The 16146-nt window shown below is 52.8% G+C and carries 12 protein-coding genes and 1 pseudogene; 7 read left to right on the forward strand and 6 right to left on the reverse strand.

The window, feature by feature from the left end:
• The first annotated feature begins 117 nt into the window (after window positions 1-117).
• Window positions 118-522, forward strand: a complete 405-nt coding sequence (locus KTE_RS02105) for a helix-turn-helix domain-containing protein (protein ID WP_255552966.1) — start codon at window positions 118-120, stop codon at window positions 520-522.
• Between the two features lie 26 nt (window positions 523-548).
• Window positions 549-860, forward strand: a complete 312-nt coding sequence (locus KTE_RS49405) for a VOC family protein (RefSeq protein WP_201378008.1) — start codon at window positions 549-551, stop codon at window positions 858-860.
• Here KTE_RS49405 and KTE_RS02115 read toward each other — a convergent pair.
• The 3 genes from KTE_RS02115 to KTE_RS02125 all read right to left on the reverse strand — a co-directional run bounded on the left by KTE_RS02115 (window position 828) and on the right by KTE_RS02125 (window position 5811).
• The gene (locus KTE_RS02115) at window positions 828-2519 is read right to left on the reverse strand and encodes an FAD-dependent monooxygenase (protein WP_201378010.1); all 1692 of its coding nucleotides are present in this window, start codon (window positions 2517-2519) and stop codon (window positions 828-830) included. The two genes, KTE_RS49405 and KTE_RS02115, sit on opposite strands and share 33 nt — an antisense overlap.
• A 72-nt stretch (window positions 2520-2591) precedes the next feature.
• Window positions 2592-4157 (reverse strand): LuxR C-terminal-related transcriptional regulator, encoded by a 1566-nt coding sequence (locus KTE_RS47240; protein ID WP_236600242.1) that lies wholly within the window; start codon window positions 4155-4157, stop codon window positions 2592-2594.
• Window positions 4158-4911: 754 nt separating this feature from the next.
• Window positions 4912-5811 carry a hypothetical protein gene (locus KTE_RS02125; RefSeq protein WP_201378012.1) on the reverse strand — a complete coding sequence of 300 codons (900 nt, stop codon included), beginning with the start codon at window positions 5809-5811 and terminating at the stop codon, window positions 4912-4914.
• A 630-nt stretch (window positions 5812-6441) separates the two neighbouring features.
• On the opposite strand from KTE_RS02125, the pseudogene KTE_RS02130 reads away from it, so the two are divergent.
• Window positions 6442-6618 (forward strand): annotated as a pseudogene (locus KTE_RS02130) (transposase); the annotation flags it as partial.
• 1364 nt (window positions 6619-7982) lie between these two features.
• Window positions 7983-8528 carry a hypothetical protein gene (locus KTE_RS02135; protein WP_201378014.1) on the forward strand — a complete coding sequence of 182 codons (546 nt, stop codon included), beginning with the start codon at window positions 7983-7985 and terminating at the stop codon, window positions 8526-8528.
• Between the two features lie 281 nt (window positions 8529-8809).
• Here KTE_RS02135 and KTE_RS02140 read toward each other — a convergent pair whose 3' ends face one another.
• Both KTE_RS02140 and KTE_RS02145 read right to left on the reverse strand, forming a co-directional pair.
• Window positions 8810-10024 carry a cytochrome P450 gene (locus KTE_RS02140; RefSeq protein WP_201378016.1) on the reverse strand — a complete coding sequence of 405 codons (1215 nt, stop codon included), beginning with the start codon at window positions 10022-10024 and terminating at the stop codon, window positions 8810-8812.
• Window positions 10025-10150: 126 nt separating this feature from the next.
• Window positions 10151-13342, reverse strand: a complete 3192-nt coding sequence (locus tag KTE_RS02145; protein WP_201378018.1) for a LuxR C-terminal-related transcriptional regulator — start codon at window positions 13340-13342, stop codon at window positions 10151-10153.
• A 335-nt stretch (window positions 13343-13677) separates the two neighbouring features.
• On the opposite strand from KTE_RS02145, the gene KTE_RS48755 reads away from it, so the two are divergent.
• Complete coding sequence (locus tag KTE_RS48755) at window positions 13678-13806, forward strand: hypothetical protein (protein ID WP_255552802.1); 129 nt, start codon at window positions 13678-13680, stop codon at window positions 13804-13806.
• A gap of 73 nt (window positions 13807-13879) precedes the next feature.
• On the opposite strand, the gene KTE_RS02150 is transcribed toward KTE_RS48755, so the two are convergent.
• Window positions 13880-14689, reverse strand: a complete 810-nt coding sequence (locus KTE_RS02150; RefSeq protein ID WP_201378020.1) for an MBL fold metallo-hydrolase — start codon at window positions 14687-14689, stop codon at window positions 13880-13882.
• A gap of 504 nt (window positions 14690-15193) precedes the next feature.
• On the opposite strand from KTE_RS02150, the gene KTE_RS02155 reads away from it, so the two are divergent.
• Together KTE_RS02155 and KTE_RS02160 are read left to right on the forward strand one after the other, a co-directional pair.
• On the forward strand, window positions 15194-15598 hold the full coding sequence (locus KTE_RS02155) for a phage integrase N-terminal SAM-like domain-containing protein (RefSeq protein ID WP_201378022.1): 405 nt from the start codon (window positions 15194-15196) through the stop codon (window positions 15596-15598).
• Window positions 15599-15696: 98 nt separating this feature from the next.
• The gene (locus KTE_RS02160) at window positions 15697-16077 is read left to right on the forward strand and encodes a tyrosine-type recombinase/integrase (RefSeq protein ID WP_201378026.1); all 381 of its coding nucleotides are present in this window, start codon (window positions 15697-15699) and stop codon (window positions 16075-16077) included.
• The last annotated feature ends 69 nt before the right edge of the window (window positions 16078-16146 follow it).

The raw sequence follows: 16146 nt of genomic DNA on the forward strand, positions 1-16146 counted from the left end.
CAATTGTTCCCACGTGATGGCATCTGGCTCCGCCTTGCCCTCACATTGGAGGGAACGATACGCCGCAGTTCTTCTGCCAGACAAATCCTTTCCTCGCAGCAATTTAACGCCGCGCGAATGCGCTGGACTCTTGCTGATTTGACTTTTCTGCGAACTGCACTCGAGCTGCTTTACAACACACAAGGTCAAATCCGTATGAGTGCACTCGCCGCTGACTGTGGTCTCTCATTACGCCAATTTGAGCGACGATTTCAGCAGCGCATAGGCGTATCGCCCAAGGTGTTCGCACGTCTCCTCCGCTTCGAGGCGTTGCTTACCTCATTGATACAAGAGCCCGCCTCTTCTCTCGCTGACGTCGCTTCCCACCTTGGCTATCAAGATCAAGCCCATATCATCCATGAATTCAAGACATGGGCAGGCTGCGCGCCAACGGCGTTTCTTGCCCGAGCTAAACAGCGGGCGATGCGAGGGCACCTCATTCCTGATCCCCGCCCTGCGTGTGTGCCTTTATACATCGTATAGAAAAAGAAAGAAGGATCAAAAGAAGCATGTCTCTAGCAGAGCAAACATTTCAGCTTCCTTGGCATGGTATTCATCACATTGCATTAATCACAGCGGATCTGGACGCGACCATTCATTCCTACAAAGATGTGCTAGGGATGCACGTGAGTGCTATCGCTCCCTCCGAAGCAGGGAAAGGCAGGCATTGTCTCATTTTCGTCAAACCAAACGATGACAACGTGTGGGGCTTCCATCTCCCGTTGCTTTCGCACGGGGAGTTCTCAGGTGGCTGGCCTGATCTCCCAATGGCAAAAGGATTATATTTTCTAGTGGTGGGGAACATATCCGAGCAACCGTGATAGACCAGTAAAAATGTCATCAGACCCAACTGGTAGGGTCGCGGCGTTTTGAGCACGCCAGGCGAGAAAGCCATCAGGTCTGACTAACACAGCACCTGAGTCGCTTATCCCATAGCTTGCAAGAAAGCTGCCCTCGCCATCGCTATACGGCTGATCGTCCCCAATCCTGTACAAATCCATAGATAATCCCAACCTGCTTGCCACCTTTGCAAACATCTCCAGCCAGCACTGTCCATTGGGCCCTGTCAGCAAGACAAAATTGCGTCCATAGAGATCAAGGATGGATCTCTGCTCGCCATTGTGGCGTAACCAGACATGGGGAGCACGCGTTCCAGGGCGTCCCGACGGCTCATTTTCAAAAATCACATCATCACCATTCTCATGAGAAACGGCAGCGGAACGATATCGATAGCCAGAGATCACACTGAAGGCAGTTGGTTGAGGCGCATCAGGGCTCTTGCGGACACGCATCAGCATCTCCTGAGCACTCCGCGCGATGGCTTCTCTCTGCTCATGGTGTGGCAGACGATAGGCATATAACCCGGTGGAAACACTCACGGCGAGATCCGCAGCGGGTTGCCGCTCCTGACCGTAAGTGAACAGGAGATGCTCGTGCGCCTGTTTTTTGAGCACGCGTGCCAGCTTCCAGGCCAGATTGTGGGCATCGGCAATACCGGTGTTGGCCCCAAATGCTCCCATCGTCGTCATCACATGCGCTGCATCCCCGACCAGAAAGACACGGTTCTGTTGATAGCGTTCTGCAACGCGTGAAGCAATTTCCCAGGAAAGCGTGCTCACAATCTTCACGGGCTGGTCGGCGATGCCAATCGCCGCGCGTACGAGGTCAAGGCAATATGCTTCTGATGGTGCGTCGAGACGTTCGCCGGGCCTGGGTTTGAGATTGGCGAACAGTGCCCAGCGATCTCTCGATGCTCCAGATTGTCCAAGAATGCCATCAACTGTGGCGTTATTGACAAAACAGAGCGTCACCTTTCGTCCCTGAAGCACCTCGCTCAGATCCATTTGAAACAGGATGCTAACCCATTGTCCAAGTATGCCATAACCATAGGAGCCAATGCCAAGCTGTTGCCGGATAGCACTTCTATTGCCGTCTGCCGCCACCAGGTAGTGTGCATGGATACGGCTCTCCTGCCCGGTAGCTCGGTCGCGGATCAGAGCGGTAATGCCTCCCACCTGTTGTTCAAAATGCACCAGTTCCGTGCCAAAGCGGATATCACTGCCTGCGGCAGTCGCCCGCATACGCACTATCGGCTCCAGTTTATCCTGCCCGATCATCGCTGTCCGCGTGGGACTCGCGAATGGATTAATGATGCTTGCCCGCTGGTGCGCGGTTGCCTCAGTAGCGTCGAGCACCTTCCCCGTCAAGCTTTCCACGCGCAAACCCATTTCGCCAAGGTGTTCTGGCGGCGTTTCTTGTGCAAAGATGGCAGACTCAATGCCAACCTGGCGAAAAAGCTCCATTGTGCGCGCATTGAAGCCGCCCGCTCGCGCATGGATTGATGTCGTGGTGTGTCGCTCAACAAGTAATGCAGGGATGCCATGCCATGCCAGAAAGAGTGCCATTGAAAGACCAACCACACTTCCCCCAACAATCAGGACCGGTACATCCTCGTCGTGTTTCGTTGCACTATCGCTCATTGTACTTCCTCCAAACATAGGTGATACGTCCGTCTGGATAGGCAGTATAGAGCGCGGAAGGGTGAAAGCGCATCACCTTCGCTCGTGATTTTTGGCGTTCTCGTGGCTCTCTGTTGAAAAAAGGCGGAGATCCTGAGCAAGAGCTCGCGCTTCTCGGCGGCTATGCACGTTAAGTTTACGATAAATGCTGCTCACCTGCGTTTTCACGGTATTGATCGAAACAACCAGTTCGCGCGCAATCTCTGCATAGGAAAGTTCAGCCACGAGGAGACGTAAGACACGTTGTTCCTGTCGCGAAAGGGGCTCAAGGCTTGTTATCGCGTATTGTGGAGCTTCTCGATCCAGCCCAAGAGTTTGTAGTAAAAGCGGCTGGAGAGATGCAAAGCGTTCTGGATGAGCGGAGAAGCGCGCCTGTAGCGCGGTGAGGCGCTGCCGGACAAGGGATTTGGATCCCCCGAGAGACCATATCTGTAGCAGAATAGACGTTGAGCGCTGCAACAATTCCTCATTTTGCCACTGCTCGCTCGCGTCCCATGCCTCCTGAGCGACCTGTTCCGCCGTCTCCATATCCCTCCACATACATAAGGTTTGCGCCAGTCCGAGCAAGGCCGGGATGAGATCCTCGCGATCTCCTACCTCCCTGGCTTCCTGGATCACGCGACGATAGCAAGCTGCCGCGTGTTGTAACACTCCTTGCTCACCATAGACCATTGCCAACAGCAGCAGACAACTGCGTGCACCATGTGAATGATGCAAGTTTGTCCAGATGGTGAGGGCCTCTCGCAAGAGTTCTGTAGCCTGGGTGAGTTGCCCACACGACACGGCTCTTGACCCCAGAAGGTTGAGGCAAACGCCGCGCCAATGCTGGGACTCCAGGAATGGTAGCCATCGTAACGCCTGACTGGCATAGGCAACAGCCTGTTCTTGCATGCCCTGCCGCATCGCAAGGTAAGCGCGAAAGGCGTAGACTTCTCCGAGTCGAGGGAGATTCCCTTCAGCGCGCCAACACGAATCAGCCATCTGCAACAGCGTCTCTATCTGCTCAAGGATGCCAACCGGCGGCTGTTCTGGTTCAGCGCTCACTGAGAGTACTTGCGCGTAGTGAAGACAGAGCAGCGGGTACTGGGAGAGAATGTCATCAGACAGTTGTCCCAGCCAGTTCCGCAACGTGGAGAGATCCTGCATATCATCGAAGCCTCGCCCGGTCACATAGCAGTCGATCAGGGCAGCTGCGTGTTCTGCGTCCTGTGCTCGCAGATTCTGCTCAACTGCTTCTTTGAGCATCCCTTCTCGTCCATGCCAGGTACTCGTCTCAAGGATTTGTATCTTCTGAAATGCGCTCTCGATCTCTTCTAGACGTGTGACAAATAATTCGATGCTGCGACCCACATAGCGCTTTGCGATACGTTTCCCTTGCCGTTGATAGGCATACCAGTATGCTTCGCTGCTCTTTTTCCGCGCTTCTTTTAGCAGATTAAAATGACCATTTCTTCCACGAAAAGAGAAGGAGGTATGTGTGGTCAGCCAGGTAAACCAGGAGGCGCTATCGGCCTCAAGCAAAGGATGGTCATGTTCGTAAAGCAGATAAAGGTCCTGTTCTGCTGACCATAGAAGCGTGAAGCGGGCTGTCTTTGGCATCGCTCCTCTCATTCTTTTTTGTTCCCCAAAGCCGTCTTCATGAGAGTATATATTTCTGCGCTCTAGAAAGGCAAGGGCTCAAGCCCGCGATGCCATGCCGAGTTTTGTGTAAAGGTGGGAGATAAAGAAAGAAACAAAGACGCGGAACTGACGAATCGGTCAAGCTATTCTGACAGAACAAACCCGTGGTCCAGAAACAAGTGATCGTTCATAAGAAGGGGAGCAACGTATCTGTAGTGCTGCTTAGCGACGAGATAATCTCACTAAAGAGCGGCCTCCGTCACTTGCGAGAAGTGCTCAAAAATAGGCAGGAGAGCGCATGGGAGGACACGTTAAGAACGCCTGGCAGAATGGTTGAGGAGGAGTGTACTCATGGACATCGATATAATGGACAATCAGAGAAGGAGCCACATACACGCAGTGCTCACCCGGAATAAAAAGATTGGAGACGCCCATGGAAAACGGCATACCTTTGTATACGAACCCTCCAAAACCACAGGAATGTCTAGCGCTCCCAGAGAATGGAATCGCATCACATCCGATATCCATTTCCTGATCGCTATACATAGTGTGAGCACAAACTGCCTTTACAATCTATCTCTTCTCCCGCCGCTATCCATCGCCTATTGCCTATTCCATGGCGCCATACGCCATGGTCCAGAAGTCATTGAAGACCTTCAGCGGTTCCGGCGAGTCCATCATGCGCTGCGAGAAGAGATGTTGCCACTCATCGCAAGCCCCATTGCCTCCCTGTTCAGTTGCAGGGTTTCACCTGACTACGAGTGATAGGGCTGTCATTGCTTCCTACCTTCACCCCGGGCATAAGACACGAATTGCTGATCGTGATTTTCCCGGCGTTATTGCTGACAACCGATCCTGCCAGCAGGGCGCTCCCATCAATAGTGATATCGCCCGCGTTATTGTCAAGCTCTATCTTCCCTGCGACCCCTCTGACCGAGATCGTTGCATCATTGCCGGAAAGATGCAGGTTTGTGGTTGCAGGCACCTCCAGCGTAAAACCACACAGGTTACTATTGATATTGAGCACATGATTTGAGCTATCGTAGTTCCCAGAGCCCTCAATCGTCAGCAGCCCTGCTTTTAGGGAAATCATCTCGCTACCCGCCTTTCCCTGGACGGTGATCGTTCCCCCGTTACAATCGCCAGTGACCGTTGGATGAGATCCAGCGTGAAAGGTATAGCCAACAATAAAGAAGTAATACACCAGAAATACCACCAACAGCACCAGGGGCACGTGAAGAAGTCCCTGGATGAACTTGCCTGAGGAACGCTCTTGCGCCAAAGCAGGCCATTTACCAGCAGGATACTCAGGGGAGAATGCCTGATAGCGCCTCATCAGCATTCCTCTTTTTTCCGCCCCTCTTCTCCACAGACGAGCGAGGGACCCTCGATAGAGCAATCCCAGCACCACCAGTACAAGGAACCAGAGCTGCATCAGGTCGCCACCGATGAACCAGAAGAAGAGGCCAGGAAACCCCAGCAATCCTTCAAAGAGCAAGACACCTATCACGCCCATGAGGACGAGCAGCACCATTGGCCGCACATACAAGCGTACACGAGAAGAATTGGTTGGAGGGAGACCCCCCTGTCCAAAGGGGTTATTGGTATTCTCGAATGGAGAGGTAGTCATCATGACACTCCTTAATACACTACAGGCGGCGAGATGGGCAGCCACGTGACTCGACACCGCTTGATCCCAACATGTACAACAAAAGAATACCCAAAAGCTCTTCCTTTTGCTATGGCCTATATCACAGTAGAGTTTTTTGTGTGAGCGCAAAAGTGCCAACCGCAAAGAGTGTGAAAATCAGCAATCAATGTGTTTACAAGAACAAACTTTGTTTGCGCCTCTATCACTAAAATACAAAATTTTTGTATTTTAGGCCTATGTCCTTTTCTCTCGCCACAAGTTGGTCTCTCGCATCCTCCTGTAATTAACCGTAACCTAAGCCAAAAGACATTTCAAGACCTTTTTCTCGCAGCAAGTATAGGCATAGAGTGTTCAGTAGAGTTTAATGATGACGCCATAACAATGCTCAAAGATGATAATGGTTGTCTGTACCCATTATGATCGAGGCCATATCGGCTATCATAGCGAGTTCACCAATGCAGAGTTTGTGGTGCAGCGAAAACACCATGAGGCGGCTCTTCATGGGCTAGAGCGTTTCTCTCGTAGTCGGATTCATTGGGATCTTCCTGGGAGAAAATACCGTCTGATTGATGGAGATGTTGAATTGTTTCCAGGATTGATGGATAGGGATGCGACGATCAGAAAGGGTTTGTTGTCCTACCCAGGCGTTGGGTGGTCAAACGAACCTTTGCCTGGATCACCCAATGTCGTCGCTTGAGTAAAGATTATGAAACCCTGACAGAAAGCAGCGAAGCCATGATGTATATTGCCATGACCCGCTTGATGGTCCGACGCTTAGCAAAAAAGTGACATTTACAAACAATCTCTAATACTACAGTGACAGTTAGCATTTGAGATGGCTTCTGGAGCGCTTTCATCTGTTTGCAAAGGCAAAGCGCCACTCGGCTTCCCAGGCCGATCGCTTCTCCTTCTCATCTTGTAACTGTCACTGTAGTACTAAGCTCGACTTTGTACAATTTTTGCAAGTCCCGCCGAGGTCAGCTTCCGACAGTGAATGTATCAGCAGGCCTCTCAAGCCGTCTGTGTATGATACGGAATACAGAGTGCTTCTCTGCTCGTCGACTTTTTCCACATCAGGCTGGTGCAGGTGACGTTGAAAAAGGCAACTGGTCCCGCGTTTTCCCTGCTGCAGGCTTCCCAGGGCTCTTCAGAAGCTCTTTTCGATGGGGAGAGCCTCAAGGCACTCGTTGGCCAAAGAAAATTTTGTACAAAGTCGAGCTCAGAAGATAAGATGTACAAAGCGAAACTGTCTCGTGCCACCAAATTCCTCCTCATCTTCGCTCTCGCGCTGCTCCTGAGTGTCTTCGCCTTTTCGGCATCGACACCACAGACCCATGCAGCTTCTATCTCGAAATCCCCGGCACCTATCGCTCACAAAAGCAAGGTACAACCCCATTGGTCCGGTGGTGGCTGTAGTGGCTGGTTCACTTATGGTCCTAGCACGTCTCAATTCACTTACAAATCATGTATTAGTGGCTCCTTCAGCAATATAGTCAGTAATACCTATATTACGTTTACAGCCCAGACCCCATCTTTATGGAGTTCATGCTCTGTTACCATCAGTATCAGGGATGATACAGCTAGAGACACTCCCTGGAGCCAAACAGATGGTTGCTTATCTGATGCCAGGGCAGATGGCGTTTATGTGGGCTATAATGGCCCTTTTGCAGCCACCTTCTCTTCAGATAGCTTCCACACCTACGTTTCGGTGACTGGAGTCTATAATGGCAAAACGATTTCTGGGGGAGTGGTAAATAGCCCTGAGTTAAAGCCTTAACAGGGAACAAAAATGACCCAAAACATTCCGCACTCATAGAATAAGGACAGTGTTCCAGGATGGCAGTGAGATTGTTTTCCCGCTTGCGCCATTGATCGCGTGGCGCGAGAGTCATCCCTGCCATTCTCGACACGGCGGCAGTCTGAACCATATCATGTGGCACAGAAGGCGTATTATAAGCGTAAATGACGATCTGCCGGAACGATACCCTCGGATCGAAAGTACAAAAGGAAATCTTTTCGCTGCCTATGGGCCATTTCGGCTCCAAATGCTCCTTTGTACAGGTTGCCTGCTCGCCAGCGTAATTATACAGAGCCACCAGCTTCAACGCAAAGAAACCATGCGTCGCAGCCGCACACCCGGCATGGAGCTGAGGATGAAACTACAAAAAGCTCTTGCTATCCAGGAGTTCCAAAACGAATTTACACCCAAAGAAAGGGCCACGATGAGAAGATTACTCACCACAATCATCCTCGCAGGTTTACTGAGCGCCGTTTTTATGGTTGGCGCTGTCTCTGCACACACACACCAACCTGCTAGTTGTACCTATTGGGCGACAGATGCTGAAACCATTCAAACTATTAACGGCTATCGATGGGACGTCTCATTGTTATCGTTCCGTGCTTGTGGAAGTGGGGCCTATCTGGGAAAAGTGTCTGATCATGATTGCGTCACGGTCCCACCGCATCAGCCATTTGACTTGCTCATGTGGAACCAGTGGTACATCAATGGCAACTACATTAATGAAACATCGTATCGATTCTACCCACCGTACAATTCGGCTTCAGGCCCGTATTGTTCCTACAGTGGTTCGTTTTCTGTCCCCTCTGGAAGTAATGTTATGAATTACGCCAACTTACAGTACCTGGATAATAGCCACATAGCAGGCTACGTGCTCCTGACGGACTACAACGTACATTGATCTCTCGCCGCCCTCTTCACTGAGAAAGCACAAGTTCAAGGCACAACAAACATCAAGAGAGGCAAGCGGAAGAAAACCCTTTTCGCCTGCCTCTCTGCATGATCGTATCCGAATGCTTTTAACTTGCCTGCTAGAGGATCTAAGCTACATCGGTTTTGACGAGATTCAACGGGATCGCGAAACCAACGCCATTCGCATGGCATGGCTTGCGGCGGGCTCAAGCCTATCGTGTTGCACTGTCTTTTGCCAGGAGGGAAACTATGAAGGCATACGCACAAGATTTACGCGGGTGCGTCCTGCGTGCTGTAGACCTGGTCGCTTGTCTGGAATACCACTGGCAGGCTTGTAAGACCGTGCAGCATGGGATTATTGTTCCAGGTGAGTTGGTTCGGTTGAATCGCCAGACGCAGGTCGGGCAGGCGTTGGAGCAGCGTACCGAAGGCTATCTGTCCTTCCAGGCGTGCCAGCGGCGCGCCTAAGCAATAATGGATGCCTTTGCCAAAGGCCAGATGTTGGTTCTCCTGGCGGGTGATGTCCAGTTCGGTGGGATCTGAGAACTGTTGCGTATCGGCATTCGCGGAAATCAAAGCAGCCATCACCTGCTCTCCTTTGCGGATCACCTTGCCATGCAATGGGATATCTTCGCTTGCCCAGCGCTCATCAGAGAGACTTACCGGGGCTGTGTAACGCAACAGTTCCTCAACGGCCGCCGGAAGCAAGGAAGGGTCGGCCCGAAGCAGGTTCATCTGATCGGGATGTTGTAAGAGGGCGAGCGTGCCATTGCCAAGCAGATTGACCGTCGTCTCGTGTCCAGCGACAATGAGCAAGAAGACCATCGACACCAGTTCGGCCTCGCTCAACTGGTCCTCGTTCTCCCTTACCTGCACCAGGCGACTCACAAGGTCATTGCCTGGATGAGCGCGCTTTGCCGCCAAAAGGGACTGAATATAGTGCAGAAAGGCCTCTAGCGCAGTTCGGGTGTCTTCTCGCTGATTGACGATAGCCTGGGTCCAGGTGCGAAAAGAAGCCCGGTCTGAGACGGGAATACCCAGCATTTCGGAGATGACCGTGATGGGCAATGGATAGGCAAATTCGGTAATAACATCCATACTTCCCCGTTCCTGTACCGCGTCCAACAACTCATCGGTAATCTGCTGGATGCGCGGGCGCAATTGCTCAATCATGCGAGGGGTGAAAGCCTTTGACACTAGGCGGCGCAGACGTGAATGGTCGGGCGGATCAACCGTGAGCATATTCTGGAAGATGCTGGCGATTAGAGGGTCCTGCTCATGCTGCTGCGTTGAGATCTTGCGCCTGTCCTTGGTAAAGCGAGGATCCTTCAGAACAAACAGCGCATCCTCATAGGTAGTCGTCAACCAAAAATTCAAATCCTCCACATAGTGAAGTGGTTCCATAGAGCGTAGTTGTGTATAGAAGACATGGAGGTCTCGCTTTGTTTCCTGTGACTGGAACTCTTGCAAGCTAATTCGAGACATCGGGTAACTCCTTCCGATACGTTGCGTTGTCAAGCGATCGTTTGATCGTTGTCGCTACATAGCATAGCGCAGTTGGAAGAAACAGCCATGCCCCTTTGTGAGCATTACCAGGGGGTATTCTGGGCTTCATTCAAGCAGGTGGAGTGCGCGGGCGCGCGCAACTGCCTGCGTCCGGTTCGTTACAGAGAGCTTTGCCAGGATGTGTTTGACGTGGCGCTTGGCTGTATTGAGGCTGATTACCAGGTGGTCTGCGATCTGCTGATTGGACGCGCCAGTGGCCAGGAGCGAGAGCACTTCCACTTCGCGAGCACTCAAAGGCTCTATGAGCGATTGCGATGCTTCTGGCTGTGTTGAACCGAGAGCCATCCGGTGTGTGAAAGGGATGGTGGCCTGAAGTTGCTGGATATAACCGGGCGAGGCCGTGGTATATGCGGAGACCTGCGCGAGCAAACGCGCCATTGGCTGGCCTTCATCGGCGAAAAGCCGTATATACCCCTCCCGCTCTGCCTGGGCCAGAACGGGACCGAGCGTGACAAGCGCCTGCCTTGTTTTGCCCTGTGCTTGCAGGGCGAGCGCTGTGAGCACCTGAACCTCAATCAACCAGCCATGAAAGCCCAGGCGCGACGCACAGTCGCGCCAGTTTTCGAGCAAGACCAGGGCCTGTGAGAGCGTTGTTCCCGTTCTTTGGGTACGTCCACGCACGATCAAGATACGCGCAAGTGTCAGATACGCCAACATCTGTCGGCTTTCCAAAAGCGTAACGGGGGCGTCATCATAGCGTATCCCGCAGGTGCCTATCCAATACTCGGCCTCTTCCACCTGATCGCAGGCGAGGGCGAGACGCGCGGCGAGCGTGGGCACATCTACCGGTGACCGTTCCTTGCCTTGAGGGAATATTTCTGGCCGCTTGTGTACCAGTTCCAGAAAATGCCTGGCAGCCTGTGGCTGTCCCTGCGTCAGTTCAATACGCGCCTGTACCCAGAGACCGAATGCGAACAGAGGACTCTGAGTCGGAGACGGTATGATCTCCAGTATCGCGTGTGGAATGACCTCTACGACCTGTTGTATCGCGCTCGCGGCTTCTGGCAAACGGTTCCACTCGTACAGCAAGCAGGCTCTACGCATCAGCGTGAACCCCACCAGGAGCAGAGGCGTAGACGGAAGATCCTGCCGTGCTCCGAATGTCTGAAAGATACCATCATACAGTGTTCCTGCTTTGCGTAACTGGCTCTGGGCTTTGCGTAATTCGCCCAGCAGGAACGTTGCCGCTATGTGTATGAGTGAGAGCGATTCCGCTGATTGTGAGACACTGAGGTCGAGCAGTATGTGTTCAGCTGCCACCAGATCGCCGCGAGCGCCATAGGTAAGGCTGAGAATGATCTGGAGAAAGCGCCTGAGCAGCAGGCTCAAGTCAGTTTCATGTGAAGTCAGGTTGCGCAGTGCCTCGCGTACAAGGTTGAATGCTTGTAAAGGGTTGCTTTGCGATAACGCAGTAAGCGCTCGGAAGAGGGTAAGGACGCTCTGCGGCTCGGCCCAGGAGGCAGCCTCGCTCTGCTGCTGTTCTTGCACATACTGTTCCATGCTTTGGAGCGCCTGTTCAGTGTGTTCGGGCGTGCGTTTACTCAGCGCATGGAGCCAGGGCAGAGTGATATAGAGTTGAGGCGAGGTGGCTATCAGGTCTGGTGGAAGCTGGTATAACCAGTACTTGAGTCGTTCGAAGCGTCCCTGTTCCACCATATGAGGCAAAATCCGCGCGACCAGGCGCGCTGCGCGCGGTAGATCGCCAGCCAGAAAAGCGTAATCGCACGCCTCTTCAATGCTCTGCTGCTGCTCGTACCAGTAGCTTGCGCGTTGATAAAGTCGCGGGATCAACTCTGGTTCGAGCTTTTGAAGCCGGGCGCGTAGGGCGCTTGCGAAGAGCGGATGGTAACGATACCAGGTTTGCGTGTCATCCAGCGCGCTTATAAAGAGATTGGCCCTCAGTAGCGCCTCAAGTCGGGTTTGCCCGCAGGGGCCGGGTAGTTCCGTGACCGCGTCACAGAGCGGCCCCATCATTCGATCTAGAATGGAGGTCAATAGCAGAAAGCGTTGCGTTTCGGGTGTCTGCTGCGTCAGCACCTCTTCACTCACATAATCGAGGAAAAAGCGATGCGTGCCGCGAAATGTCCGTAGAAAGGCCGTCGCATCGGGTTGTGCACGGAGAGCGAGCGATAACAGCTGCACGCCAGCAATCCAGCCTTCCGTGCGTTGTTCCAATAAGCTCGTTGCCTCACTAGAGAGCGCAAGTCCCATGGTACGTACGAGAGCTTCGACCTCACCTGAGACAAAGCGCAACGCTTCAGTGCGTACTTCGCTTAACTGGCCCCGCGCCCGTAAGCGCGCCAGGTGCAAAGGAGGATCAACACGTGTTCCGATGATCAGATGTAAGTGAGGGGGGAGATGATCAAGCAGAAAATGCAGCAGGGAATGAATGGTGTTCGCTGTCAAAACATGATAGTCGTCTAGAATCACGACTGCATCTTGCTTCAGCAGGTATGTGAGATCGTTGAGAATACCGGTGAGCACTCTCTTGATGTCCTGCACGTCGTTGCATTGATATGCCCGCATGGCGCAGTCAATAGATGTATCCAGACTTGCCATGGCGGCCTTAAAATAGGAAAGAAAAGCCAACGGGTCGTTATCCGTTGGTTCGAGCGAGATCCAGGTCACCGGGAGGTTTGTGGTAGAGGCCCATTCCGCCAGCAGTGTTGTCTTGCCGGAGCCTGCGGGGGCCGAGACTAACGTCAGTGGCTTCTGGATGCCCTGTTGTAAGAGTGTGAGCAGGCGAGGGCGCGAGACATGCTGCACCGGCAGGCGAGGAATGAGTAGCCTGGTTGTAAGGAGCATTTGAAAAGGGGGAGAGGGCTCAGGCGAGAGCGTGGCGCGTGTTTCCTCTGCGCCCTCCTGGGGGTACTCCTCCACATCGGCGAAACGATAGGACCCGGAGAGCACTTCGGCATCATTGAGGGCAGCGGTAATCATCTCTAAACGCGCAAGCGTCAGGTCAGTGCTACGAGCAAGGTAGCGTTTCACCATGCGCCGTTCCTTGCGCCGGTAGGCATACCAGTAGGTTCCTCCTCGCTGCACCGTCTCTTTCCGAACTGTACAACTTCCTCCATAGCGACTCTGAAAGGAGAAAGAGGAGATGGTCTCAAGCCAGTCAAACCAGTGCGAACCAACTGGCTTGACGTGGGGAATGAGCAGCCTCCCATCGTGAAAGACGGCGTATTCCTGGTTCGGCGCGAACCATTGTAACCGGTAAGATATACGTCTCGGCATCTTCTCCTCGCCAAGGAAAGCGTGCACTTATGCTACCTAACATTACAACATCTGTTGAGTACTACGTTTCCTTTGGAGCCAGGTTGTATTCAGGGAGAAGGGCGTTATGTAGCAAGTAAAGCGGATACCAGACAGCGCGGGATTGAGCAGGTCTTTTTGCAACGGGATACTGCACGACCTTTTTACCAACGTCGTGGCGAGGTCTCTAAGGCATCTTGGGAACGTTAGTAGACATCTTTCCTATCGGATTGCACGTTGCTTTTCTGCTACTGTATAGCAGCAGAAATCAATGGCTGTGTCTCGTTGATACGGCTATGTGTGGAAGTGTACAACCTATGACGGCAATTGAGCGGACCGCCTATCCTCGCTTCAAGCAGATACTTTCGGGCAAAGACCTGGCAGAGGTCTACACTCCCACGCCTGCCGCTTGCGCACGGCTCAGGTGGTGGTCAGCAATTCGTTGATGGAAAGATTGAGGGTAGGCATGATAAAGTCCTTTCCAGTATTGAAAGTACGCAAATGCATCCCGTGCAGGAGTCAGCCGAGCGAAATGAAGACCGAATCGGCGACGTGAGTAGCGCCCCCTGTTGTTGAGGGCTGTGCAAGTTCGTGAAGCAACCGCCTGCGCATGACCTTTGCCTGTTCAGGATCACGGTCGAAGGTGTTGGTCCATTCGGGATACTCGATCTGTAGAGCGCTATGGAAGATATCGCCGAGAATAATGGCCCGTTCCTCGCCTGCTGTCACCAGTAACGAAGCATGACCGGCAGTATGCCCTGGAGTGGCGAGAACCCTCACTTCAGGCGCGATATACTCTCCTTCCTCGACAAACTCGATACGATGCTCCAGCAGATTGAGCGCGTCGGCTATGCTGGCTCTGAGCGCTGGCTGATTGTCGAAACGGTGCCACTCAGCGCTCCGTACCAGATAGCGTGCGTTTGGGAAAGTATGGACCAGTTTGCCATTGACCTTGTGCCCGGTCCAGCCTACATGATCCGAGTGCATGTGTGTGAAGAAAACGGTGTCGATATCGGCAGGTTCGAGTCCCGCACGCTCAAGATTTGAGAGGAGTTCGCCTCCATAAGCATTGAAGCGGTCGCTCTCAAAGGATTGGGGGCCGAATCCATTGTCAACTACTATCGCATGCTCTGGCGTCTGGAGCAGATAGGCGCCGAGACTGCCAACAAGCTGACCGTTGCTGTCGAGCAGGTGTTGATAGGGCTGCCAGTCCGCTGCGGTGGCTGTCGGGAATAAGGCCATTGGATTGAAGAGAATATATCCATCGGGCAGATAGGTTATGCGAATGTTGCCGAGCATGATAGAACTGTAGGTTGCTGCGCTGACCATTGAAGATCCTTCCTTTTGATAACTTTCCGTGTGAATGATGGATACAGGAAGCAGCGTCTGCTGTCCCCTGATCCAGGACAACGATCAGATATATATCCGCCTGCCTGCACAAAGCGAACGCCATCATTATATTCCTATAAGCATATATTGACGATAGGAAAGAAATTCGAGCTTGAGAGAGGAAGACCTCGGTCGTTCTCTGTCTGTTGAGGGGGAAGAGAGCTTCCCACAACAGAACATTTCCTCACGGAGTCAGGTGGAACTGCGCGCCAAACTCGGAACGAAAAAGTGTGAACAGAACCGTTCTTTCGTTCCGAGTCGAGCGATGACTCGTTAGACAAAAGGAGAGGAACCCTGCGTGCATTCTCTCCCCACACGACAGCGCTGCAAACAAATGAGCCGCCAAAAACTCGGAACAAAACATTTTGGGAGGCGAAATGACCATGCTTCCATTCTCTGACACAGACTCCCATCAAGGGATCAATGAAGCGCTGTTGCGGGAATATGCCTTCTTTCTGGCCAAAAAAAGCCGAAGGAACCATTGAGGCGTATCTGTGCACTGTTCGCCAGGTCATGATCTGGATCGCCGCGCGACCGGACAATGGTGGACCGTTTCAACCCCATCATCTCACGAAGACAGCGGTTGAGATGTATCTGGCAGTACTGGAGCGCGAGAGTTTGAGCATCGCACATCGTGCGCGGGTCAAATCAGCGCTCAGCACCTTTGCCCGGTGGTTGATTGAAGAGAAAGGGGTCCTGTCGAAAAAACCACGCACTGGCATTGATTCGTCAGCAATGCCAGTGCTCGCGCCTCGCCAACTCTCAGAAGATCAGCGCTTCATTCTCCGTTCCCTGGTCGAGCAGGAGGCTGATCGGCGCGGAGCTGCGCTCTTTGCCTTGGGATATTAGGCTGGCTGCCGGGTCAGCGACGTGTCCTGGCTGGAAATGACCCATACACATGTTAGTCCGAAGGTGGGCTGGATACACGTCGGTCATAAAGGCGGCAAATGGCGCGAATCGACCTGGTGAACGAGGCACGCAAACCCCTCTACGAGTACCTGCAAGCCACACACGATCCAGACCGTCTCTACGTTTTTCCTTCCCAGCGAAACGTGCGGTTGACTGAAGAAAGAATCCATCACTGGTTTCGCAATCTAAAAGCGCGTGCGACCAGGGAGCAATGGGAGCATATCGCGGATCTGACTTTTCATGATTTGCGCCATGACTTTACTCATCGTGCGCGGGAGGCCGGTTGGAGCCTGGAGGAAGTGGCCTATTATTTGGGTCATGTGACCAGGAAAGGGACTCTGGCTATTCAAACAACCTTCGGCTATACCCAGGTCAGTCGTGAACAGATCAAGGACAAACTGAAATGGCTCCGAGGATGAACCATTCACCCTTCAACACCATGCGCTTTTCTTTGGTTCGGGCACGGATCATTTGGATGAAGCGCATGG

Source organism: Ktedonobacter sp. SOSP1-85 (assembly GCF_016587415.1).
Lineage (GTDB): Bacteria > Chloroflexota > Ktedonobacteria > Ktedonobacterales > Ktedonobacteraceae > Ktedonobacter.